At 70.2% G+C, this 23,499-nt stretch carries 16 protein-coding genes and 2 rRNA genes; 3 read left to right on the top strand and 15 right to left on the bottom strand.

Features of this window, described 5'->3' with window-relative positions:
- Positions 1-43: 43 nt before the first annotated feature.
- From obgE to K228_RS0119500, 6 genes are all read right to left on the bottom strand, one after another.
- Entirely contained in the window at positions 44-1,489 is a 1,446-nt protein-coding gene (gene obgE, locus K228_RS0119525) for a GTPase ObgE (RefSeq protein ID WP_025619957.1), read from the bottom strand.
- A 92-nt stretch (positions 1,490-1,581) separates the two neighbouring features.
- Entirely contained in the window at positions 1,582-1,836 is a 255-nt protein-coding gene (gene rpmA, locus K228_RS0119520) for a 50S ribosomal protein L27 (protein ID WP_020608316.1), read from the bottom strand.
- Positions 1,837-1,847: 11 nt separating this feature from the next.
- Positions 1,848-2,162, bottom strand: coding sequence for a 50S ribosomal protein L21 (rplU, locus tag K228_RS0119515; protein WP_025619956.1), 315 nt, complete (start codon positions 2,160-2,162; stop codon positions 1,848-1,850).
- A gap of 239 nt (positions 2,163-2,401) precedes the next feature.
- Positions 2,402-5,548 carry an Rne/Rng family ribonuclease gene (locus K228_RS0119510; protein WP_025619955.1) on the bottom strand — a complete coding sequence of 1,049 codons (3,147 nt, stop codon included), beginning with the start codon at positions 5,546-5,548 and terminating at the stop codon, positions 2,402-2,404.
- Between the two features lie 130 nt (positions 5,549-5,678).
- Entirely contained in the window at positions 5,679-6,404 is a 726-nt protein-coding gene (locus tag K228_RS0119505; RefSeq protein WP_080671640.1) for a TIGR03936 family radical SAM-associated protein, read from the bottom strand.
- Between the two features lie 106 nt (positions 6,405-6,510).
- On the bottom strand, positions 6,511-8,496 hold the full coding sequence (locus K228_RS0119500; RefSeq protein ID WP_025619953.1) for a TIGR03960 family B12-binding radical SAM protein: 1,986 nt from the start codon (positions 8,494-8,496) through the stop codon (positions 6,511-6,513).
- Between the two features lie 101 nt (positions 8,497-8,597).
- Here K228_RS0119500 and K228_RS0119495 point away from each other — a divergent pair, with 101 nt between their 5' ends.
- Positions 8,598-9,701 (top strand): hypothetical protein, encoded by a 1,104-nt coding sequence (locus K228_RS0119495; protein ID WP_025619952.1) that lies wholly within the window; start codon positions 8,598-8,600, stop codon positions 9,699-9,701.
- A 144-nt stretch (positions 9,702-9,845) separates the two neighbouring features.
- On the opposite strand, the gene K228_RS0119490 is transcribed toward K228_RS0119495, so the two are convergent.
- The 4 genes from K228_RS0119490 to ndk form a co-directional block, all read right to left on the bottom strand.
- A complete protein-coding gene (locus tag K228_RS0119490) occupies positions 9,846-10,544 on the bottom strand; it encodes a lysophospholipid acyltransferase family protein (protein ID WP_025619951.1) in 699 nt (232 codons plus the stop codon).
- Between the two features lie 191 nt (positions 10,545-10,735).
- Positions 10,736-13,915 (bottom strand): isoleucine--tRNA ligase, encoded by a 3,180-nt coding sequence (gene ileS / locus K228_RS0119485; RefSeq protein WP_025619950.1) that lies wholly within the window; start codon positions 13,913-13,915, stop codon positions 10,736-10,738.
- Between the two features lie 334 nt (positions 13,916-14,249).
- Complete coding sequence (locus tag K228_RS0119480; protein WP_029723790.1) at positions 14,250-15,782, bottom strand: alkaline phosphatase D family protein; 1,533 nt, start codon at positions 15,780-15,782, stop codon at positions 14,250-14,252.
- Positions 15,783-15,966: 184 nt separating this feature from the next.
- Entirely contained in the window at positions 15,967-16,392 is a 426-nt protein-coding gene (ndk, locus tag K228_RS0119475; protein ID WP_025619948.1) for a nucleoside-diphosphate kinase, read from the bottom strand.
- A gap of 141 nt (positions 16,393-16,533) precedes the next feature.
- On the opposite strand from ndk, the gene K228_RS0119470 reads away from it, so the two are divergent.
- Entirely contained in the window at positions 16,534-17,871 is a 1,338-nt protein-coding gene (locus K228_RS0119470) for a VOC family protein (RefSeq protein ID WP_025619947.1), read from the top strand.
- A 31-nt stretch (positions 17,872-17,902) separates the two neighbouring features.
- On the opposite strand, the gene K228_RS0119465 is transcribed toward K228_RS0119470, so the two are convergent.
- Genes K228_RS0119465 through K228_RS0119455 form a run of 3 tightly spaced genes read right to left on the bottom strand, consistent with a single transcriptional unit; the run spans position 17,903 to position 22,289 of the window.
- Positions 17,903-18,343, bottom strand: coding sequence for a DUF4233 domain-containing protein (locus tag K228_RS0119465; RefSeq protein ID WP_025619946.1), 441 nt, complete (start codon positions 18,341-18,343; stop codon positions 17,903-17,905).
- Complete coding sequence (locus tag K228_RS0119460) at positions 18,340-19,674, bottom strand: bifunctional folylpolyglutamate synthase/dihydrofolate synthase (RefSeq protein ID WP_025619945.1); 1,335 nt, start codon at positions 19,672-19,674, stop codon at positions 18,340-18,342. The genes K228_RS0119465 and K228_RS0119460 overlap by 4 nt, the downstream gene beginning before the upstream one ends.
- Positions 19,671-22,289, bottom strand: coding sequence for a valine--tRNA ligase (locus K228_RS0119455; RefSeq protein WP_025619944.1), 2,619 nt, complete (start codon positions 22,287-22,289; stop codon positions 19,671-19,673). The genes K228_RS0119460 and K228_RS0119455 overlap by 4 nt, the downstream gene beginning before the upstream one ends.
- Before the next feature lie 70 nt (positions 22,290-22,359).
- On the opposite strand from K228_RS0119455, the gene K228_RS0119450 reads away from it, so the two are divergent.
- Positions 22,360-23,040, top strand: coding sequence for a hypothetical protein (locus tag K228_RS0119450; RefSeq protein WP_025619943.1), 681 nt, complete (start codon positions 22,360-22,362; stop codon positions 23,038-23,040).
- A 162-nt stretch (positions 23,041-23,202) separates the two neighbouring features.
- On the opposite strand, the gene rrf is transcribed toward K228_RS0119450, so the two are convergent.
- Positions 23,203-23,319 (bottom strand): 5S ribosomal RNA (rrf, locus tag K228_RS0119445).
- 84 nt (positions 23,320-23,403) lie between these two features.
- Positions 23,404-23,499 (bottom strand): 23S ribosomal RNA (locus K228_RS0119440); the annotation flags it as partial.

Genomic DNA, 23,499 nt, shown 5'->3' with positions numbered 1-23,499 from the left:
CTCGCCCGGTGCGGATGCCCGGACGATCAGCCGGTACGGTCGGTCACTCCGCGTCGTCGCCGACCGGCTCCCCGGTCTCGGCCTCGTCCTCCGGGCGCTGCCGCCGGGCCTTGCGGGCTGCCAGCCGCTCGGCCGCCGACGGCCGCTCCGACTTCTCCACCATCCGCTGGTCCCCACCGCGCACCCCGGGGACGAACTCGGTGTACAGCGTCGGCTGCCAGTCGAACTCACGTTCGCCGATTCGGACCAGGTCACCCGCCTGCGCACCGGCCTTGCCGAGCTTCTCCTCGACGCCGAGCCGGGCCAGTCGGTCAGCCAGGTAGCCGACCGCCTCCTCGTTGTCGAAGTTCGTCTGCCGGACCCACCGCTCCGGGCGGGTACCCCGCACCACCCAGGCACCACCCGGCGCAGCCTCCACGGTGAAGCCCGCGTCGTCGACCGCCTTCGGACGGATCACGATCCGGGCGGGCTCCGCCGGCGGTGCCGCCGCACGCGCCGCCGCCACCAGCTCGCCCATGGCGTACATCAGTTCCTTGAGCCCGGCCCGGGTGGCCGCCGAGACCTCGAAGACGCGGAAGCCGCGGGCCTCCAGGTCCGGCCGGACGATCTCGGCCAGGTCCTGCCCGTCCGGCACGTCGACCTTGTTGAGGGCGACCAGGCGTGGCCGATCAACCAGCCCACCGTACGCGGCCAGCTCCGCCTCGAGAGCATCGATGTCGGCCACTGGGTCGCGCTCCGTCTCCAGGACTGCGGTGTCGACGATGTGCACGAGCACCGCACAGCGCTCGATGTGCCGGAGGAACTCCAGGCCGAGCCCCTTGCCGGTGGCCGCGCCCGGAATCAGGCCGGGTACGTCCGCGACGGTGAAGGTGTGGTTGTCCGCCCGGACCACGCCGAGGTTCGGCACCAGGGTGGTGAACGGGTAGTCAGCGATCTTCGGCTTCGCAGCGGAGATCACCGAGATCAGCGACGACTTACCCGCGGACGGATAGCCGACCAGACCGACGTCGGCGACGCTCTTCAGCTCCAGCACCACGTCCATCTGATCGCCGGGCTCGCCCAGCTCGGCGAAGCCCGGCGCCTTGCGGCGTGCGTTGGCCAGCGAGGCGTTGCCCCGGCCACCTCGGCCGCCCCGGGCCACGTCGAAGGTCGTCCCGGCACCTACCAGGTCGGCGAGCACCGTACCGTCAGCGGTCTGCACGACGGTGCCGTTGGGAACCTTGAGGACCAGGTCGGCACCGTTCGCGCCGTCCCGGTTCGATCCGGCCCCGCCCCGACCGTTGGCGGCCTTGACGTGCGGGCGGAAGTGGAAGTCGAGCAACGTGTGCACCTGCGGGTCAACCACCAGCGAGACGCTGCCGCCATGCCCGCCGTTGCCCCCGTCCGGACCGCCGAACGGTTTGAACTTCTCCCGGTGGACCGAGACACAGCCGTGCCCGCCGTCGCCGGCCTGCAGGTGTAGGACGACCCGGTCAACGAACGTCGTCACGCCACCAATCCTTCCAGCGGAGGTCGTACTGAGCACAAGAAAAGCCGAAGCGGGCCGGGACACCAGGTCCGCGGCCCGCTTCGCCGGAGAGCCTACTGCTGCGGAACGATGCTGACGGTCTTGCGACCGCGCTTGGTACCGAACTGGACCGAACCGGCGGCCAGCGCGAAGAGCGTGTCGTCCCCGCCCCGGCCGACCAGGTCACCCGGGTGGAACTTGGTGCCACGCTGGCGGATAATGATCTCGCCCGCGCTGACGAGCTGACCACCGAAGCGCTTCACGCCGAGCCGCTGGGCCGCAGACTCACGACCGTTACGCGAGCTGGACGCACCCTTTTTGTGAGCCATTGGAGGACGACCTACTTCCCGCTGGAGATGCCGGTCACCTTCACCTGGGTCAACGGCTGACGGTGACCCTGGCGCTTGTGGTAGCCGGTCTTGTTCTTGAACTTGTGGATCCGGATCTTCGGGCCCTTGGTGTGCGCGGCGATCTCACCGGACACCTCGACCTTGGCAAGCTTCGCCACGTCGGTCACCAGGTCGTCACCGTCGACGAGGAGCACCGCGGCAAGCTGCACCGCGTCACCGGGGGCACCGGCGAGCTTCTCGACCTCGATCACGTCGCCCTCGGCGACCTTGTACTGCTTGCCGCCGGTCTTGACGATCGCGTACATCGGAGGCGGACTCCCTGTCGTTGAGGCTGCTGGCGGTCGTTCCCACGGCGGCTCGCCGGATGACACAGGCACGGCGGCGCGGGCACGCGGGAGGTCGGCACACCAAAGTGCGCCGCCGGCAAGCGTACGCCATGGTCCGGAGCTCCCCCAAACCGGCCGGCCGAAACGCCCACCCTACCCACCACGAGGGCGCGCCGACCGGACCCGCGGGGCGGGTTCCGGTCGGCGCGGCACAGCTGTCAGGGGCGGGTACGGCGCCGCGCACCACCCCGGCGGGAGCGTCGCCGGCCCCCGGTCTCGGGCTCCTCGCCGTCCTCGCTGCCCACCGCGTCCGGGTCGTCGGGCGCCGCGAGCCGCGCCATGTCGCCGCCCTGGCTCGCGACCACACTCGGGGCAGCCGGTGTTTCCACCTCATACCGGGACAGGTCATAGCCCATCGTGTCGTAATAGTCAGCACCAGACGTCGTGGATGCGGCCTCTGGGGTGGCGGGAGCACCGGTACCCCGCGCCTCCTCGCTGTCGGCCGCGGTCCGCTCGGCGGCGGCGGCCCCCTTCCGCGCCCGCCGGCGGGACGACCCGCCCGCCTCGACCGACGCCACCGCCTTGACCTTCTCTCCGTTGCCGCCCGCACGTGGCTTCTCCGGCACCGGCTCGGTGTGCAGGATCAACCCACGACCCTTGCAGCACTCACAGGTCTCGCTGAAGGCCTCCAGCAGGCCGGCACCGATCCGCTTCCGGGTCATCTGCACCAGACCAAGCGAGGTGATCTCCGTCACCTGGTGCTTGGTGCGGTCCCGCCCAAGGCACTCGGTCAGCCGACGCAGCACCAACTCCCGGTTCGACTCCAGGACCATGTCGATGAAGTCGATGACCACGATGCCACCGATGTCGCGCAGCCGCAGCTGCCGGACGATCTCCTCGGCGGCTTCCAGGTTGTTCCGGGTAACCGTCTCCTCCAGGTTCCCGCCGGCACCGGTGTACTTACCGGTGTTCACGTCAACCACGGTCATCGCCTCAGTACGGTCGATCACCAGGTGCCCCCCGGAGGGGAGGAAGACCTTGCGGTCCAGACCCTTCAGGATCTGCTCGTCGATTCGGTACTCGGTGAAGACGTCCACGGTGCCCACGTGCCGGCGCAGCCGGGCGACCAGGTCCGGCGAGACATGCGACAGGTACGACTCGACCAGGTCGTACGCACCCTCGCCCTCAATCACCAGCTCCCGGAAGTCCTCGTTGAACAGGTCCCGGACAACCCGGATGACCAGATCTGGCTCCTCGTAGAGCAGCACCGGCGCGCCACCCCGGCCCGCCTTCGCCTGGATGTCCTCCCACTGCGCCTGCAACCGCTTGACATCGCGCGCCAGCTCGTCCTCGGTGGCACCCTCAGCGGCGGTACGGACGATCACGCCCGCTCCCTCCGGAACCAGCTTCTTCAGCGCGTCCCGCAGGCGCTTGCGCTCGTTGTCCGGCAGCTTGCGGCTGATCCCGGAGGCGTTGCCGCCCGGCACGTAGACGAGGTGCCGGCCGGAGAGCGCCACATGGCTGGTCAGCCGAGCGCCCTTGTGTCCGATTGGGTCCTTGGTGACCTGCACCAGGACCGAGTCACCGGACTTGAGGGCCTGCTCGATCGAGCGGGCCCGCCCTTCCAGCCCGGTGGCGTCCCAGTTGACCTCACCCGCGTAGAGCACGGCGTTGCGGCCGCGCCCGATGTCGACGAACGCCGCTTCCATGCTGGGCAGGACGTTCTGCACCTTGCCCAGATAGACGTTGCCGGCCATGGTGACAGCCGAGTTACGGGTGACGTAGTGCTCGACCAGCACCCCGTCCTCCAGCACGGCGATCTGCGTCCGGTCGCCCCGCTGCCGGACCGCCATCACCCGATCAACCGCCTCCCGGCGGGCCAGGAACTCCGCCTCGCTGAGGATCGGCGGCCGGGTACGGCGCTGCTCGCGACCGTCCCGGCGGCGCTGGCGCTTGGCCTCCAGCCGGGTCGAGCCGGAGACACCCTGAACCTCGTCAACGGTGCGACGCGGCTCCCGGATCTTGACGACCGTGGGCACCCCGTCCTCTGCGGCGGCCTCCACGTCTCCGGCACCACGCCGGCGCCGGCGGCGGCGGCGGCGGGTCAGCCCGTCGCCTCCTCCCGCCTCGGCCTCGGTCTCGGCCTCATCGTCCTCCTCGGCCTCCGGCTCCACCGCCTCGGCCTGGGCAGCGGCCTCCTCGGCCTCCTGCTCCTCGACCTCGTCGGCGCCCCCCTTGCCCCGGCCACGACCGCGACGACCCCGCCGGCGGCGACGCCGGCCACCGATGCTGTCGTCGTCGTCCTCGCCCTCGGGGGCTTCCCCGGCCTCGGCCTCTCCGGCCTCCTCGATCTCGTCGGTCTCGTCGGTCTCGTCGGTCTCGTCGGTCTCCCGGACCTCACCGGTCCCGGCCTCCGCGGTCGACTCGCCGTTGCGGCGACCCCGCCGGCGGCGACGCGACGGCTCGACCGGCTCCTCCGCGGCCGGCTCCTCCGCGGCCGGCTCCTCGGCGGCCCGTGCCGGCACCGACTCCTCGGGCAGCGGAGCCATGAACAGCACTGTTGGGGCGGAGAGCCGGGCACGTCGGCCACGGGCCGGGCGCTCCGGCTCGACCGGCTCGGCCACCGCCACTCCGGGCGGCACCTCCCCCACCGCGGCACCGCCGGGTGGAGTCGACTCGGTCTGCTCCTCCTCGGTCGCGGCAACCGGTTCGGTCGCAGCCGGCTCAACCGGAGCGCCGATCGGGTCAACCGGAGCGCCAGTCGGCTCGGCCGAAGCAGCCGCCGGCTCGGCCGAAGCAGCCGAGTCAGCCGGAGCGGCGGTGGGCTCGACCGGCGCGGGGGCCGTCTTCTTGCGCCGGGTCCGCGTCACCTTCACCGGCCGTACGAGGTCCGCTGCCGCCTCCTCCTGCGCGCCGGCGGCCGGCGCCGGCTCCGCCGGCGCCTTGGCCGTCGTAGCCTTCCGACGACGACGCGTCGCCTTCGTCGGCGGCTCACGGTCGCCCGCGATCGGGGCAAGCACCTCGGCCTGGGGTGCCTCGCCCGCCCCCGGCACGGCGGCGCTACCCGCCTCGATCGGCGCCTCGGTCTGTTCCGGCCGGCTGACCGGGGTCACCCGCTTCCGGCTGGCCCGCTTGCGGACCCGAGCGGGTGGCTCGCCCAGATCGGCCGCGCCGGTGGCCGCCGCCTCACTCGTCGCTGGGCTGGCCAGCCCCGGGGCCTCCCCGGTGGGTTCCCGGACAGCCCCGTCGCCCCCCTCGGACGCGGTGTTCGCGGGGGCAGCACTGTCGCTAACACGGTGTTCGGCGGTCTCGCCATCCGGGTGGAAGCCGGTGCGTTCGCCGCCCTCGGGCTCGTTCTCGAGCATGGACGTTCTCCAGTTCTGGCTACCCCGGGCGCGGGTGAGCGCTGCCACGCAGGGTCGCCGCAAAAGGTGTTTCCGCCAGTCGCGATCGACGCGACCGGCGAAGTCTGCCTAGCCAGACACCGACCGTCGGTCAGCGTCCACCGATAACTGCCCCGTCGCGGCCCGCGTCCAACGGATCCGCGATCGCACCCTGCGCGGTCAGCATGCCCTGAGCCAGCCGGGTCACGCGCGGCGACACCGGCGGCTCCAGGTCGGCCACCACGCGGAGGCCGGAAAGGACGTCATCGGGTCGAACAGCGGGAGTGACCTGCCGCACGACCAGCTCGAGTATCGCACACGGTACTGCCACGGCCTCGGAAGGTGTCTCATCCGACATGATCACATTGATGTCAATGACAGCTGCACGAGCGTCAAAAGTCCGCCGGCCTTGCTTGGTCATCCGCTCGACGAAGACCTCGCCCGCAGCGGTGAAGGCGGCCACCGCCGCGCGCAGCACATCCGGGTCCACCTCCGGCAACTCGATCCGCCAGTGCGCCGCCTCGATCCGATCGACGAGGCTGCCGCCGGTCGCCACCACCGCATCCAGCACGTCGAGTCCGGGCGAGAGGGCCGCGTCGAGTGCAGCCCGCAACGCCGCCGGGTCGACCGACTCACGCAACCCGATCTCCAGGTACTCGGCCTCGCTCGCCACACCGGTGGGCGCGGCGCTGGCGTAGGAGATCTTCGGGTGCGGGGTGAAGCCCTGGGAGTACGCCATCGGCACCCCGGCCCGACGCAGCGCCCGCTCGAAGGCGCGCGCGAAGTCTCGGTGCGAGGTGAACCGCAGTGGTCCCCGCTTGGCGTACCGGAGGCGGATCCGCTGGACGACCGGCGCCTGCCCGCCCTCCGGCTGTCGTTTCCTACTGATCGTTGCGCTCCTCGGTTTCAGGCCGACGACGGTCGCCGGTCCCCGGGACCTACTGCTACTGCTTGGCGTCGCTGGGGACCCGCAACCCGTTGACCGGGGTCAACGGGAGCAGCTTCCTACCCGTCGGGCCGATCTGGATCTCGGTGTCCATGGCCGGGCAGACACCGCAGTCGAAGCACGGCGTCCACCGGCAGTCGTCCTGCTCGTACTCGCCCAGGGCGTCCTGCCAGTCCTGCCAGAGCCAGTCCTTGTCCAGGCCCGAGTCCAGGTGGTCCCAGGGTAGGACCTCCAGCTCGTCGCGCTCCCGGGTGGTGTACCAGTCGAGGTCGACGCCGAAGTCGGGCAGCACCTCCGCGGCGGCCTCGACCCAGCGCTGGTACGAGAAGTGCTCGCTCCAGCCGTCGAACCGGCCGCCGTTCTCCCAGACCCGCCGGATCACCGCGCTGACCCGGCGGTCACCGCGGGAGAGTAGGCCCTCGATCAGCGACGGCTCGCCGTCGTGGTAGCGGAAGCCGATCGCCCGGCCCAGCGAGCGATCCGCGTTGACGGCCTGCTTGAGCAGCCGCAGCCGATTGTCGATGACCTCCGGCCGCGCCATCGCCGCCCACTGGAACGGGGTGTGGGGCTTCGGCACGAATCCGCCGATGGAAACCGTGCAGCGGATGTCCCGGCTGCCGGTCGCCGCCCGGCCGGCCCGGATCACCTCGTGCGCCATCGCCGCGATCTCGAGGACGTCCTCGTCGGTCTCGGTCGGCAAACCGCACATGAAGTAGAGCTTCACCTGCCGCCAGCCGTTGGTGTAGGCGGTGACCACGGTCCGGATGAGGTCTTCCTTCGACACCATCTTGTTGATCACCTTACGGATCCGCTCCGACCCGCCCTCCGGGGCGAAGGTCAGACCGGTCCGCCGGCCGTTGCGGGCCAACTCCTGCGCCAGGTCGATGTTGAACGCGTCCACCCGGGTGGACGGCAGCGAGAGCGACACGTTGGTGCCCTCGTACTGCTGAGCCAGGCCGGAGCACATGTCGCCGATCTCCGAGTGGTCGGCCGAGGAGAGCGAGAGCAGGCCCACCTCGTGGAAGCCGGAGAACTCCAGCCCCTCCCGCACCATCTGCCCCACCGTGGTGATCGAGCGCTCCCGCACCGGGCGGGTGATCATGCCGGCCTGGCAGAACCGGCAGCCCCGGGTGCAGCCCCGGAAGATCTCCACCGCATACCGCTCGTGGACCGTCTCCGCCAGTGGCACGAGCGGCTTCTTCGGGTACGGCCACGCGTCCAGGTCCATCGTCGTGCGCTTGTGCACCCGAAACGGCACGTCCGGGCGGTTCGGCACGACCCGCTGAATTCGACCGTCGGGCAGGTAGTCCACGTCGTAGAAGCGCGGCACGTAGACGCTCTCGGTGCGGGCCAGCCGCAGCAGCAGCTCGTCCCGGCCACCGGGGGAGCCCTCGGCCTTCCACTCCCGAACGATCGTGGTGATCTCCAGGACCGCCTCCTCGCCGTCACCGAGCACCGCGGCGTCAACGAAGGCGGCGATCGGCTCCGGGTTGAACGCGGCGTGCCCACCGGCGACGACCACCGGGTCGGCGTCGCTACGGTCGGCGGCCAGTAGCGGAATTCCCGCCAGGTCGATCGCGGTGAGCAGGTTCGTGTAGCCCAGCTCGGTGGCGAAGGAGATGCCGAAGACATCGAAGTCCCGCACCGGACGGTGCGCGTCAATGGTGAACTGCGGCACCTGGTGGGTGCGCATCAACCGCTCCAGGTCCGGCCAGACGGCATACGTTCGCTCGGCGAGCACGTCGGGCTGCTCGTTGAGCACCTCGTACAGAATCTGTACGCCCTGGTTGGGCAGACCGACCTCGTATGCGTCGGGGTACATCAGGGCCCAGCGCACGGCCGCTGTGTCCCAGTCCTTGACCACCGCCCCCAACTCACCGCCGACGTACTGGATGGGCTTGGCGATCTGAGGCAGCAACGGCTCCAGCCGGGGCCACACGGAGTTGGCCACGGCGCTGCGCGGCGTGGTGGACGGGGCGCTCATGATGCTCAAGGGTACGCGCCCGACGACGAGCCGAACGGCGGCGGCTCACGGACGCGGATAGGTCGGTACTAGCCTCGGGTCGGCGAGAGGAGATTGACACGATGCCGGAGCCGACCAACGGCGAACCGGGCGGTCCGACCGGCACTCAGCGGTTCCGGGCAGATGAGAGCGCCCAACCACCGGCTCCCACCAGGAGCGGGTCCGCTGCCGTGCCCCTGCCGCGCCGGCGGCCCCGGGACGAGCCGGTCGAGCCCGCAGCGGCAGCGGGGCGCCCGGAGGCACCGGAGGACAGGACCCCGGTCGACCCGTGGGCCGGCACCGACACCACCGGATGGGACCTACTCTCCATCGAGCTGCCGCCCCTGCCGCCGACCCCACCGGATCCGTCGGCCCCGTCCACCCCACCGGCCCCGTTCACCCCACCGGCCCCGTCCACCCCGTCGGCCCTGCGGCAGCCGCAGCCACCCTCCGCCGGCCCGGCGGACCCAGCGTCACCGCCGACCGGACCCGCGGCCATCCCTTCGACCGCACCGGCCCCCACCGGCGTTCCTGCCCCACCCCCCAACAGCTCTCCGGTCCCGTCGCCGGCCGACTCCGCCCGCCCACCAGCACCCACGCGGCCGACGTCCAAGCCAACCGGCACGGCACGGAGCCGCAACCGCCGGAAGTGGCCCTGGGTGCTGGTGTTCGTCCTCGCGTGCTGCTGCGGCAGCCCGGCCTACTGGGCGGCACCGGTGCTCAACCAGTTTCCGGTGCACGCCGCCCTCCCGACCGAGTTCAGGGACCTGCGACTACGCGAGGACCAGATCAGCAGGCAGACTGCGGCGGAGTTGGCCCGGCGGGTGGACGAGGCGCACTGGACGGCCAGCGATACCTTCGCCGGCATATACCGCACCCGCGCGGGCAAGCAGGTGACGGTCTTCGGTGCCACCGGAATCTGGCTCGCGCCGAAGTCGGCGGCGGAAGACGAGTTGGAGCGGCTCACCGGCGAGTACGCGCTCGGCGCGTCGCAGGTCGTCGGGACCGGGGTCCACGGCCGGCACGGGCGATGTGCTGTTGGTCACGACGACGGCACCGACGTGGTGGTCTGCACCTCCGTTGACCACAGCAGCATCGCCACCGCCGTCTTCACCCGGCTCTCGGTGGGAGACAGTGCCATCCTGCTCGGCGCCCTACGGAAGCAGATCGTCACCCAGTCGGACTGACCCGACTCCGGCTCCGTTTCCGCGACCCGGCGGAGTTGACTCGGACCCGCGACCAAGCACACTAGGCGTCCCGGCTGGCTGGCCCGGGCGGGACCTGCGCCAGCAAGTGTGGTCGGGGTTCGGGTGAAGCTGCCGAGCGTCGGTTCAGGCCGCGCCCGGCTCCCCGTCCGCCGGCGGACGCCCGCGTGCCGGCGCGTACCGCGGGACATACTCCTGACCGGTAAGCTTCTGGATCTCGCCCATCACCTCATCGGTCATGGCCCGCAGCGAGGCACGGTCGTCCGACCGCCCGGTGAAGTCCAACGGCTTGCCGAACCGCACGGTGATCCGCCCGGTGAAGGGGCGCGGCATCCGAGCACCGATCGGCTGCACCTTGTCGGTGCCGATCATGCCAACTGGGATGATCGGCACACCCGCCTCCACCGCGAGCCGGACCGCGCCGGTGCGTCCACGGTAGAGCCGCCCATCCGGGGAGCGGGTCCCCTCCGGGTAGACGACGACGAGGTCACCGGCGCGGAGCGCGGGGATCGCCGCATCGAACGCCGACAGCGCCGCGCGTCCGCCGCCGCGCTCAACCGGGATGGCACCCAGACTGGTGAGCACGAACTTGGAGAAACGCCCTTTCAGGCTGGTGCCCTTGAAGTACTCGGACTTGGCCCAGAAGGCCAGGTGCCGGGGGACGGCCGTGCCGAGGAAGAGCTCGTCGGCGACCGAGAGGTGATTACCAGCGAAGATCGCGCCGCCGGTCTCCGGCACGTACTCCAGCCCTTCCACGGTCGGACGGAAGCCCAACCGAAGCGCGGGCGCCAAGGTGAGCTTGCCGATGGTGTAGAGCAGCGGCACTGGTCCTCCGGCAGTTCGAGTGCGGGTACAGGGGCGGTGTCACGGTAGCGGACCCCCACCAGACACCCCGCGCGAGGTGCAGCGGGTCCGCTGACCGGGTGACCGATTTAAGATCAACTTGATGGGGTCGGGTGAGGAAGGACACGCTCGCACCGTCGCCGGCGTCGACCCGTGCCCTTCCGCACCGTCTTCTAAACCCGACGGACGGTCACAGCAACCTGCTCACCGTCGCCCACCTCACCGGTGAACCCGGCCAGCCCGGGGGTGAGCTCCACCGAATCGGCCAGCACCTCCCGGGACACCACATCGCGGTACGCGGAGACCGCCGCCCATACCTGCTCGGATGCGGCGAGCCCGACCACGATCCGGTCCGAGACGTCCAGGTCGGCGTCCCGGCGGGCCTGCTGCACCACCCGGATGACGTCCCGGGCCAGCCCCTCGGCGGCCAGCTCCGGGGTGACCTCGGTGTCCAGGACAACCACGCCCTCACCGCCGGGCAGCGGCGCCGACTGCTCGGCGTCGGCGGCGACCAGCCGTAGCTCGTACTCCCCCTCGGCGAGGGTGACCCCGGCGGCGACCGGTGCGCCGTCGACCAGCTCCCACTCGCCGGCCTTGACGGCCCTGATCACCTGCTGGACCGCCTTACCGACCCGCGGGCCAAGGGCCCGGGGCACCACGGTCAACACCTGCTCGCAGTAGCTGCCCAGCTCGTCGGTGAACTCGACCCGCTTCACGTTGACCTCGTCGGCGACCAGGTCGGCGAAGGGCCGCAGCGCGGCGGCGGCCGGCGTGGCGACGGTCAACACCGACAGCGGCAGCCGTACCCGCAGACCGCGCGCCTTACGCAGGGACAACGCCGCCGAGGCGACCCCCCGCACGGCGTCCATCGCGGCGACCAGGTCATGGTCGGCGGGGAACTGCTCCGCCGCCGGCCAGTTGGTCAGGTGCACCGAACGCTCACCGGTCAGGCCCCGCCAGATCTCCTCGGCCGTCAGCGGCGCCAGCGGCGCGACCACGCGGCAGAGCGTCTCCAGCACCGTCCACAAGGTATCGAAGGCGTCCTCGTCGCCGGACCAGAACCGGTCCCGCGAGCGGCGTACGTACCAGTTGGTCAACGCATCCAGGTAGGACCGAATGGTGGCGCACGCACCGGAGATGTCGTACCCGTCCAGCTGCGCCTGCACCGTCGAGACCAGCTCGTTCGTCTTCGCCAGCACGTACCGGTCGAGCAGGTGCGCCGAGGCGGTGCTCCGCCGCGCCTGACGCCCGTCGGCGTTGGCGTAGAGCGAGAAGAAGTACCAGACGTTCCAGAGCGGCAGCAGCACCTGCCGGACCGCATCCCGGATGCCGGCCTCGTGCACCGCCATGTCACCACCGCGCAGCACCGGGGAGGACATCAGCATCCAGCGCATCGCGTCCGAGCCGTACGTGTCAAAGATGTGATAAACATCCGGATAGTTACGCAGGCTCTTGGACATCTTGCGCCCATCCGACCCGAGCAGGATGCCGTGGCTCAGGCAGTTACGGAAGGCGGGCCGGTCAAACAACGCCGTGGCGAGCACGTGCATCGTGTAAAACCAGCCGCGGGTCTGCCCGATGTACTCGACGATGAAGTCACCCGGGTAGTGGGACTCGAACCAATCGGCGTTCTCGAACGGATAGTGCACCTGGGCGAACGGCATCGCCCCGGACTCGAACCAGCAGTCCAGCACCTCCGGGACCCGGCGCATCATGGACTTCCCGGTCGGATCGTCCGGGTTGGGGCGGACCAGCTCATCCACCGCGGGCCGGTGCAGGTCGGTCAGGCGTACGCCGAAGTCCCGCTCCAGTTCCGCGAGGGAGCCGTAGACATCCACCCGCGGATAGGCCGGGTTGTCGGACCTCCACACCGGAATCGGCGAGCCCCAGAACCGGTTTCGGCTGATCGACCAGTCCCGGGCGTTGGCCAGCCACTTGCCGAACGAGCCATCCTTGATGTGCCCCGGAGTCCAGTTAATCTCCTGGTTGAGCTCGACCATCCGATCCTTGAACCGGGTCACCGCGACGAACCAGGACGACACCGCCTTGTAGACCAGGGGGGTGTCGCAGCGCCAACAATGTGGGTACGCGTGGGTGTAGGTGTCCTGCCGGAGCACCACACCCCGTTCCTTCAGCTCCCGGATCACCGGCTTGTTGACGTCGAAGACCTGCTCCCCCTGGTACGGCGGGACCAGCGCGGTGAACCGGGTACGGTCGTCCACCGTGACGACAGTCGGTATGCCGGCGGCGTTACAGGTGTTCTGGTCGTCCTCGCCGAACGCCGGCGCCAGGTGCACGATCCCGGTGCCGTCCTCGGTGGTCACGAAGTCCGCGCCGAGCACCTGGAACGCGTGCTCACCCGCCGGCTCGACCAGAAAGTCGTACAGCGGGGTGTATCGGCGCCCGACCAGGTCCCGGCCGTACACGGTGCCGACCTGCTGATACCCCTCCAACTCCTTGGCGTACGCGGCAACCCGGGCGGCGCCCAGGACGTAGCGCTGCCCGTCCCGCTCCAACACCGCGTACTCGATGTCCGGACCGACGGCGAGCGCCAGGTTGGACGGCAGCGTCCACGGCGTGGTGGTCCAGACCCCCAGCGCGACGGGGCCGCGCAGCAGCTCCGGTGCGCTGGAGTCCGGGGTGAGCGTCAACCACACGCTGAGCGTCGGGTCATGCCGGTCCCGGTACACGTCATCCATCCGGGTCTCGGTGTTCGACAGCGGCGTCTCGCACCGCCAGCAGTACGCGAGCACCCGAAAGCCCTCGTAGACCAGGCCCTTGTCGTGCAGGCTCTTGAAGGCCCACAGGACGCTCTCCATGTAGTCCAGGTCCAGCGTCTTGTAGTCATTGGAGAAGTCGACCCAACGGGCCTGACGGGTGACGTAACGCTCCCAGTCCTGGGTGAACTCCAGCACCGAGCTCCGGCATGCCTCGTTGAACCGGTCCACTCCCAGGTCGAGGATCTCCGCCTTGCTGGTGATGCCGAGCTGCTTCTCGGCGACCACCTCGGCGGGCAGCCCGTGGCAGTCCCAGCCGAACCGACGCTCCACCCGCCGACCACGCATGGTCTGGTAGCGCGGCACCACGTCCTTGACGTAGCCGGTGAAGAGGTGGCCATAGTGCGGCAGGCCGTTGGCGAACGGCGGACCGTCGTAGAAGACGTACTCGTTGTCAGCGGGGGCACCGTCGGCGACGATGCCGTCGGCTGGCTGTCGGGAGGCCGGCCGGGCCTCCACGGAGGCCTCGAAGGTCTTGTCGGCCGTCCAGTGCTCCAGGACCCGGCGCTCGATCGCGGGCAGGTCCGGGCTCGCAGGGACTCCGGTCGCGGTCGGGTCATGCAACGGATAGGCCATCGGGGGGTCGCGCTCCTTCGCAGCTCACTCTTCGTGGGTCTGCGAGGACGAACCCGCTCCGGACGCCGTCGGCGTGCCGGGGCAGGGCCCGCGGTACCACCCCGCTTGGCGGCCAGGATCGACCGCCCGCTCGTTGGCCGGCTGTGACGGGCCGGGCCCGTCCGGTTCTACTCAGGCTCGGAGGCCCTTTCTTCCGGAGGCTCACCGGTGATAGCCGGGTCGTCGCCGTGGTCGCCAACCCTACCCGACCCCGGGCAGAGATCGCCGCCCACTTCCCCACCGCCGGACCGGCCGATCACGAAGCTCCGACCAGCTCCATGATCGGCCGGCATGGTCACCGCGGAGCGGGAAGCGTCGTGCTCCAGAGCGAGTTGCCGGTGCGATCCCGGAGGTGGACCGTGCAGGCACCACTGTCGGCCTCGATACGCACCTCGCCGAAGTGCTGGAAGCCTGCCGCGGGGCTGGTGTTCGCGCTGGGCGGCGCGTTGACGAAGACCGCCTGCGGGCCGAACGTGCCATCCAGCTGGTTGGGGTCGAAGGCGCCGGCGTGCGCCGGGCCGGAGACGAACTCCCAGAACGGCGTGAAGTCGCCGATCGCCGCCCGGGCGGGGTCATAGTGGTGGGCGGCGGTGTAGTGGACATCGGCGGTGAGGAAGAAGATGCCGGTCACCCCGGCGCGATGGGCCGCCCGGAGTATCTCGGCGAACTCCAACTCCCGGCCCGCCGGCGCCCCCGGGTCGCCCTGCGCCACACCCTCCTGGGCCGAACCGTCCGGCACCACCAGCCCGAGCGGCAGGTCGGCCGCGATCACCTTCCACGTCGCCCGGGAGCGGGTCAACTCCCGGATCAGCCACTCCCGCTGCTCCCGGCCGAGCAGCCCCCGGTCCGGGTCCGGGTAGGTGTTCCCGTCGTTCGGGTCCTTGTGCGTACGCATGTCCAGGACGAAAACGTCCAACAACGGCCCGTACGGCAGCCGCCGGTGGCGGGGTCCCCGGATCGGGGTGGGCAACCACTCGTCGAACGCCTGCCGGGCCCGGGCGGCGAGCACGTCAACCCGCTTCTCCGTGTACCGGTCATCGGCCAGCACCTCGCCCGGGTACCAGTTGTTCGTCACCTCGTGGTCGTCCCACTGGTTGACCTGGGGCACCTCGGCCACGAACGCCCGCAGGTGCTCGTCGAGCAGGTTGTACGCGTACTGCCCCCGGAACTCCGCCAGGGTCTCGGCGACCTTGCTCTTCTCCGGGGTGACGAGGTTCCGCCAGACCCGCCCGTCCGGCAGCGACACCGCCTCGGTCAACGGGTTGTCGGCATACACCGTGTCACCGCTACAGAGGAAGAAGTCGGGTTCGGTGGCACGCATGGCGGCGAAGATGGACATGCCACCGAAGTCGGGGGCGATACCCCAGCCCTGCCCAGCAATATCTGCGGTCCAGACAAACCGGATGTCGCGCCGCGAGCGTGGACCGGGGGCGGTCCGCAGGGAGCCGGTCAGCGGCTCACTGCACAACCCTGGCCGGTCCAGGCTCTCCGCCCGGACCCGGTAGTACCAGCGCTCACCGGCCGGCAACCCACGCAGCCGTACCTTTCCGGTGAAGTCCCCGGCCGGAGCCAGGATCGGCCCGCGCAGCCGCCGGGCGTCCCGCAGGTCCGGCCGGCGGCTGACCTCCACCAGCATCCGGCCGGGCCGATCAGCCCGGGTCCACATCACCGTCGACTCGGCGGAGACGTCGCCGCTCTGCACCCCGTGCGTAAGAACGGGACGACCGGCCGGGCGCCAACCCGCCGCGGCAGGCCCGGCGGCGCCGCCGGCACCCCCCAGAAGCGCTCCGCCAGCGGCTCCTGCGCCCACGGCAAGGCCGGTCCGCAGAAGTGTACGTCGATCGACTCGGTCATGGTTCCTCCCGGGTCGGGGACTTACCCCGCCGGTCTACCGAACCGACATGACCTCTCCCCGCGGCCCAGATGACCAACCCGGGAACACCCGATGACCGGCCGCGCCGCGGACGCGACACCACCTCGTGCCACACGCGGCAACGACTCGGCCGCAGTCCTCAGGCCAGCTCCGGGAACCAGAGCCCGATCTCGCGCTTCGCGCTGTCGACGGAATCGGAGGCGTGCACGAGGTTCTCCCGGTTCGACAGCGACAGGTCGCCCCGGATGGTGCCGGCCGCGGCCCGCCGGCCGTCGGTGGCACCGATCATGCCGCGTACCACCTCGATGACCTGGTCGCCCGAGAGCACGAGCGCGACCAGTGGGCCGCTGGTCATGAAGGTCTTCAGCGGCGGGTAGAAGGGCTTGTCGACGTGCTCGGCGTAGTGCTGATCGGCGAAGTCCTCGTCCAGCGTGCGCTGCACCATCGCGTCGAGCCGCAGGCCCTTACCCTCGAATCGGGAGATAATCTCGCCGACCAGCCCGCGGCGGACCGCGTCGGGCTTGATCAATACGAGCGTACGCTCCTCCGGACTGCTGCTGGACACGCTGTTCCTCCTGTACACCGAAGGCGACCGGGCTGGGTACGGTCAGCGTATCGGCCCGGTCTCGGCGCCGGCGCGGCGGTCGGTCCTTCCCCCGACGGCCGAGCCGGCCTAGCCTGACCCCTACCCACTAGGAGGTCCACAGTGGCGAATGGCGGTAACCGCCCGATCGCGCCGGTCCGCAAACTGGTCGGCGCGGCGCTGGGCACGGTGGCCACGTTCGTGGTCTTGTTCGGCCTGGGCATGCCGAGTTGGTCGATCGTGGCGCTCGGCGGCGCCATCCTGGTGCTGGCGGTCGCCCTCGCCACGGTTCGGGCCGGCGGGCGCACCTGGGTCATCGGTGAAGGGACAGTGCACACCGTCTCCGAGCCACCAACCCAGTACGCGTTCGGCCGCTGCGAGTTGCAGCTCTTCATCGACGCGCCCGGGCTGCCGCCACGATCCAAGAAGATCATCGAACCGCGGGTACCGGTCGCCAAGTGGCCGGCGCCGGGCCAGGCCCTACCGATCCGGGTGGCGCTCGACGACCAGCGGCACGTTCGCGTCCTCTGGGACGAGGTGCTCACCCACGCCGAAAACGCGCGGGTCAGCGCCGCCGACCTGCCCCTGCACCACCCAGACCCGGACCTACCGGTAGAGGAACTGCTGATCCAGCAGGAGGCGCCGCCGTGGGCCGGCCGGGCAGACGACGACGAGTTCCGGGACCCATACGGTGACCCGGTCCCCCCGCCGGCGACCGAGCCCAGCGCAGTCGTCGTACACCACGTCCCCGGCGGTCCAACGGTTCTCGACGGGGAACTGGTCAACCCACCCGCCCCCGGCGATCTACCGCGCCGCGCTGCGCCGAGCCCCCGACCCCCCGCCGAGCAACGGTTCGACCCGTCGGCCGAGGCAGCCCCGTTCCAGGCGGCACCATTCGAGGCCGCCTCCGCCGCCACGCCAGCTCGACCCGCCGCCGAGGAGCCCGGACCGTCCGCCGACCGGTTCCGGGTACCCGCCCCGGCGGACCCGGTCGACCTGCCCCTGGACGACCCGATGCCGCCGTACGCCGAGGAACCAGTGATCCCGGACCTGGACGAGGCGATCTTCGGGGAGCCCGCCGGTGACCCGCCGATCGCCGGCGTGGGATTCACCTTGCTCGTCACCGACCTCGCCCGGTCGCTCACCTTCTATCGGGACCTCGGCTTCACGGAAGTTGACCAGGGCTCCGGTAACGCGGTGCTCGCCTCCGGGGCGACCCGCCTGGTGCTCCGGGAGGCCACCGAGGCCGTCCCCATCAGCCGTCGGCTCGTGCACGTCAACCTTGAGGTTGACGACATCGAAGGCGCGTACGCGCGGCTGCGCGAATCCGGCGTCCGTTTCACCTATCCGCCCCGGATCGTCAACCGCGGGTCGAAGCTGGAGGTGTGGGCGGCCGCCTTCCGCGACCCGGACGGGCACGGCATCGCTCTCACCCAGTGGCGGGAACGCGCCGAAGCCTGAGTGGGTAGTTACTGAGGCCTGAGCGGGTCGGTCAGCCGAGAATCACCCGCCGCACGTGCAGGGCGTACGCCCACACCAACGCGAAGATGACCCCGAGCACCAGCAGCGACCAGTGCAACGCGCCGGCGAGCAGCAACCCACCCTGCAGGACGATCCCCGCCGACCAGGCCCAGGCGCGACGAATCACTCCGGCCAGCAGCACCGCCACCACCGCCAGCGCCACCACAGCGGCGATCGCGGCAGCACTGAGCCCGCCGCCGACCACCCGCATCGGCTGGATGGCCAGCACCAGGACCAGGGCCTCAAGGCTCAGGAGACCGGCACCGAGACCGGCCACCGCCCGCTGCGGATTACGCAACCCGGAGCGACCCGGCGGCGACACCGAGCCCTGTGACAACCCGCCCGTCGGCTCCGAGCCCTGCGACAGCCCAGCCGCCGGCCCCGGTCCGGTTGGGCGCCCCGCGGCGGTCATCGCTTCAGCAACCGGCGGGCATCGGCCACGGTAACCACCGAACCGGTGACGAGCACGCCGATCCCGGCCAGTTCACCGGGGACATCCTGCTCGGCCAGCGCCACCGCCGCCTCAATGGCATCTGGCATCTCCTCCGCCACCACCACCCGGTCCGGGCCGAAGACCTCGGCGGCGAGCGTCGCCAGCTCCCGGGTCGGCATCGCCCGCGGCGAGCTGTTGCGGGTGACCACCAACTGGTCAACCACCGGTTCCAGCAGTTCGAGCAGGCTGGACACGTCCTTGTCACCGAGGACACCGAGGACGGCGACCAGTTTGCTGAACGCGAACTCCTCCTGCAGCGCGGTGACCGTGGCGGCCATGCCCTGCGGGTTGTGCGCGCCGTCGAGCAGCACGGTCGGCGCGGTACGGACCCGCTCCAACCGCCCCGGCGAGCTCACCGAGGCGAACCCCTCCCGGACCGTCTCGACGTCCAGCTGGCGGCGCGCACCCGCGCCGAGGAACGCCTCCACGGCCGCGAGCGCCACGGCGGCGTTCTGCGCCTGATGGGCACCGTGCAACGGGACAAAGAGCTCCTCGTACTGACCGCCGAGCCCCTGCAGGGTGAGCACCTGACCACCGACCGCGACGGCCCGACGCAGTACCCCAAACTCGGCGCCTTCCCGGGCGATCGTCGCGCCGACCTCGGCGCAGCGCTCGAGCACCGGACGTGCCGCCTCCTCCTCCTGCCCGGCCGAGATCACCGTCGCGCCCTTGTGGATGATGCCGGCCTTGTGGAGCGCGATGTCGGAGATCGTGTCGCCGAGCCACTCGGTGTGGTCGAGCCCGATCGGGGTCAACACCGTGACACCGGCCTGAAGGACATTGGTCGAGTCCTCCGCACCACCGAGGCCCACCTCGACGACGGCGACATCCACCGGGGCGTCGGCGAAGGTGGCGAACGCCAGCGCCGTGGTCAGGTCGAAGTAGGTCAGGGGCTCCGCGGACCGCTGGTCAACGAGTCGGGCCAGCGGTGCCACCTCGCGGTAGGTGGCGACGAACCGCTGTTCGTCCACCGGCTCGCCGTCCAGGCTGATCCGCTCGCGAACGGTCTCCAGGTGCGGGCTGGTGTACCGCCCGGTGCGCAGCCCGAACGCCCGCAACAGCGAGTCGATCATACGAGCTGTCGAGGTCTTTCCGTTGGTGCCGGTGAGGTGGATCGACGGGTACGCCCGCTGTGGGCTCCCGAGCAGGTCCAGCAACATCTCGATGCGGTCCAACTCGAAGACCATCCGGGTGAACCCGCGAGTGGCGAGCTCCGCCTCGACGGCGGCGAAGTCAGTCTGCTCGGTCACGAGGAGAGAGCCTCCAGAGCTGCGTCGATCCGCACCAGATCGGCCTCGGCGGCGGCGAGCCGGTCGCGGATCTTCTGCACCACCGGCTCGGGTGCCTTCCCCACGAACGCCGGGTTGTCGAGCTTCGTCCGGGCCTGTTCGGCCTCCTTCGCCGCCGCCGCCCGGTCCTTGGTCAATCGCGCCCGCTCGGCCGCCACGTCGATCGACCCGCGGGTGTCCAGCGCGACGCCCACCTCACCCGGCAGGGTAAGGGTGGCGCTGGCCAGGAAGTCCGAACCCGCCGCGTCGAGGCGCACCAGCGACCGGATCAGCGGTTCGTGCCCAGCAATGCCGGCGCCGGCCAACCCGTCGAGCCGGGCGACGACCCGCTGGGTCGGGCGCAGCCCCTGGTCGGAGCGGAACCGCCGGATCTCGGTGACCACCCGCTGGAGCGTGACGATCTCCGTCTCCGCGGCAGCGTCAACCAACCCCCCGTCGGCGGTCGGCCAAGCCGCCGTCATGACGGTCTCACCGCCGGTCAGGGCGATCCACAACTCGTCGGTGATGAACGGGATCACCGGGTGCAGCAGCCGCAACAGTTGGTCCAGCACCTGCCCGAGGACGCGCCGGGTGGCGTCCGCAGCCGGACCGCCGGCAGCCAGGAGCGGCTTGGTCAACTCCACGTACCAGTCACAGACCTCATCCCACGCGAAGTGGTACAGCAGGTCACAGACCTTTGCGAACTCGTACGCCTCGAACTGCTCGGCGGCCTCGGCGGTGACGCGCGCGAGCCGGGACAGGATCCACCGATCGACTGTCGACAGCTCTGTCGCCGGCGGTAGCGCCCCCTGGGTGTGCGCGCCGTTCAACAAGGCGAACCGGGTCGCGTTCCAGAGCTTGTTGCAGAAGTTACGGGAACCCTGGCACCACTCTTCGCTGACGGCGACGTCCCCGCCGGGGTTCGCACCACGGGCCAGGGTGAACCGGGTGGCATCGGCGCCGAACCGATCAATCCAGTCCAGCGGATCAACCACGTTGCCGAACGACTTCGACATCTTCTTGCCGTGCTCGTCGCGGACCATGCCGTGCAGGGCGACCACATCGAAGGGCGGTCGGCCGTCCATCGCGTACAGGCCGAACATCATCATCCGGGCGACCCAGAAGAAGAGGATGTCGTAGCCGGTGACCAGGACGCTCGTCGGGTAGAACTTGGCCAGCTCCGGGGTCTGCTCCGGCCAGCCGAGGGTGGAGAAGGGCCACAGGCCGCTGGAGAACCAGGTATCCAGGACATCCCCATCCTGGCGCCAACCGTCGCCGGCCGGCGGCGCCTCGTCCGGACCGACGCAGACGACCTCGCCGGCCGGGCCGTACCAGACCGGGATGCGGTGCCCCCACCACAGCTGGCGGGAGATGCACCAGTCGTGCATGTTGTCGACCCAGGCGAAGTACCGCTTGGCCAGCTCCGCCGGCTCAATCTTCACCCGTCCGTCCCGCACCGCGTCACCAGCCGCCTTGGCCAACGGCGAGGTGTTGATGAACCACTGCAGCGAGAGGCGGGGCTCCACCGTCGTGCGGCAGCGCGAGCAGTGACCGACCGCATGCGTGTACGGGCGCTTCTCGGCCACGATCCGGCCCTGTTCCCGCAGGGCGGCGACGATGGCGGGGCGCGCCTCGTACCGGTCCAGGCCCGCGAACGGCCCGGGCGCGGTGATGACCCCCCGCTCGTCCATGATCGTGTGGGACGGCAGGTCATGCCGCTGGCCGATCTCAAAGTCGTTCGGGTCGTGCGCCGGGGTCACCTTCACCATGCCGGTGCCGAAGGCCGGGTCAACGTGCTCGTCCCCGACGATCGGAATGCGCCGGCCGGTCAGCGGCAGCTCGACCTCGGTGCCGATCAGGTGCTGGTAGCGCTCGTCCTCGGGATGCACCGCGATGGCAGTGTCACCGAGCATCGTCTCCGCCCGGGTGGTCGCCACCACGACCTCGTCGCTGTATCGGATCGACACCAGCTCACCGTCATCGTCCGTGTGCTCCACCTCGATGTCCGAGAGCGCGGTGAGGCAGCGCGGGCACCAGTTGATGATCCGCTCGGCCCGGTAGATCAACCCGTCGTCGTACAGCGCCTTGAACATTGTTTGGACGGCCCGCGACAGGCCCGCGTCCATGGTGAAGCGCTCCCGCTCCCAGTCGACGGAGTCGCCGAGCCGGCGCATCTGGCCGAGAATCGCACCCCCGGACTCGGCTTTCCACTGCCAGACCCGTTCCACGAACGCCTCGCGGCCGAGATCATGCCGGGACAGGCTCTGCTCGCCCAGTTGCCGCTCCACGACGTTCTGGGTGGCGATACCGGCGTGATCCATGCCAGGCAGCCAGAGCGCCTCGTAACCCTGCATCCGCTTACGCCGGACCAGAGCGTCCTGCATCGTGTGGTCCAGCGCGTGCCCCATGTGCAGCGAGCCGGTGACGTTCGGCGGCGGGATGACGATGGTGTACGGGGGCTTGTCACTCTCCGCCGAGGCGCGGAAGTACCCGCCGGCTACCCACTGCTCGTACCGTCGCTGCTCCACCTCACCCGGCAGGTACTGGCCGGCAAGGGTCGGGGCGTCGGGGCGTTGGGCATCCAGTCTCTCGGTCACCCCTGGAAGTCTACGGAGAGCTTCCACGGACCTTACGTGCGCCACCAGGGCTTCGCGTACGGTGTCGGTTATGTCCAACGGGCACCTCAGTGAGCGCGCCGTCGACGAGGCCCCCGAGCCAGTCAACCTGACCGACGAGCCGATTCGACTCGATGGCGCGGACCCGGCTCTGGAGCCCAGACAGGCGGGCGTCCGAGCTCGTCGCCGCCGGGTGGCGTGGCTGCTCGCGACCGCCGTGGGGCTTGCCGGCGCCGGGGCCCTCGGCACCGTGGCCTGGCCCATCTTTCAGCAGCAGGACACCACGGTAGCCAGCCCGGCGCAGTTGGCTGGGCTGACCCGGGACGACAGCGAGCCGGCCCGCAGCACCGCCGACTATCTCCGGAACGGGTTCGCGGCCAACATCGAGTTGGACCAGAGCTTCGGAACCGTCTACCGGAATCCGACCGGCGAGCGTCGACCGGTGCTCGTCTTCGGCGGCACCACGTTGCTCTGGCAGCCCGAACGCGACCTGGACAGCCTCTTCGGGCTGATGACCGATGAGACTGGCCAAGTCAGTGGGCTACAGAGCCTTCCCCCGGGCCCCCTTGGCGGCGTGCTGAAGTGTGGCACCACCAACGGCGTGGGTGGGGAGTTCGCCGTGTGTGGCTGGGCGGACCATGGAAGCGTGGTGATGGGTCTGTTTCCGGATCATCCGGCAGTAGAAGCCGGTGACCTGTTCCGGAAGATGCGCAACGAGATGCAGACCCGCTGACGAGCAACCGAGCACATGCGGCCAGCGGAAGGCCATGATTCTTGGCGTTCGTGGGCGCGGTGTTACACAGCACCGGAAACAGGCAAAGCACCGGAAACAGATTCCGGGCCGGAAATAGGTTAAGGGCCGACCCGGGTAGGGTCGGCCCTCAACTGAAGTTTTGCCCGGCGGTGTCCTACTCTCCCACACCCTCCCGAGTGCAGTACCATCGGCGCTGGAGGGCTTAGCTTCCGGGTTCGGAATGTAACCGGGCGTTTCCCCTCCGCCATGACCGCCGTAACACTTATCGACATATCAAACACACCCAACACCACAGGGAATGTTTGTTTGCCAAGAGTTACACAGTGGACGCGTAGCAGCTTAGTAATCAAGTCCTCGGCCTATTAGTACCGGTCAACTGAACCCGTTACCGAGCTTACATTTCCGGCCTATCAACCCAGTCGTCTAGCTGGGGGCCTT

It is taken from the genome of Salinispora cortesiana (assembly GCF_000484695.1).
In the GTDB taxonomy this organism is placed as follows: domain Bacteria; phylum Actinomycetota; class Actinomycetes; order Mycobacteriales; family Micromonosporaceae; genus Micromonospora; species Micromonospora cortesiana.
The sequence above is the reverse complement of the archived record's forward strand: the minus strand, read 5'-3'. Positions and strand labels throughout refer to the sequence as shown.

Excerpts from the sequence above, each read along its gene's own strand:
- K228_RS0119465 (WP_025619946.1), bottom strand. The coding sequence starts at position 18,343 with ATGACCGCCGCGGGGCGCCCAACCGGACCGGGGCCGGCGGCTGGGCTG.
- K228_RS0119500 (WP_025619953.1), bottom strand. The coding sequence starts at position 8,496 with ATGAGCGCCCCGTCCACCACGCCGCGCAGCGCCGTGGCCAACTCCGTG.
- rpmA (WP_020608316.1), bottom strand. The coding sequence starts at position 1,836 with ATGGCTCACAAAAAGGGTGCGTCCAGCTCGCGTAACGGTCGTGAGTCT.
- rplU (WP_025619956.1), bottom strand. The coding sequence starts at position 2,162 with ATGTACGCGATCGTCAAGACCGGCGGCAAGCAGTACAAGGTCGCCGAG.
- K228_RS0119450 (WP_025619943.1), top strand. The coding sequence starts at position 22,360 with ATGTCCAACGGGCACCTCAGTGAGCGCGCCGTCGACGAGGCCCCCGAG.
- K228_RS0119495 (WP_025619952.1), top strand. The coding sequence starts at position 8,598 with ATGCCGGAGCCGACCAACGGCGAACCGGGCGGTCCGACCGGCACTCAG.
- K228_RS0119510 (WP_025619955.1), bottom strand. The coding sequence starts at position 5,548 with ATGCTCGAGAACGAGCCCGAGGGCGGCGAACGCACCGGCTTCCACCCG.
- ileS (WP_025619950.1), bottom strand. The coding sequence starts at position 13,915 with ATGGCCTATCCGTTGCATGACCCGACCGCGACCGGAGTCCCTGCGAGC.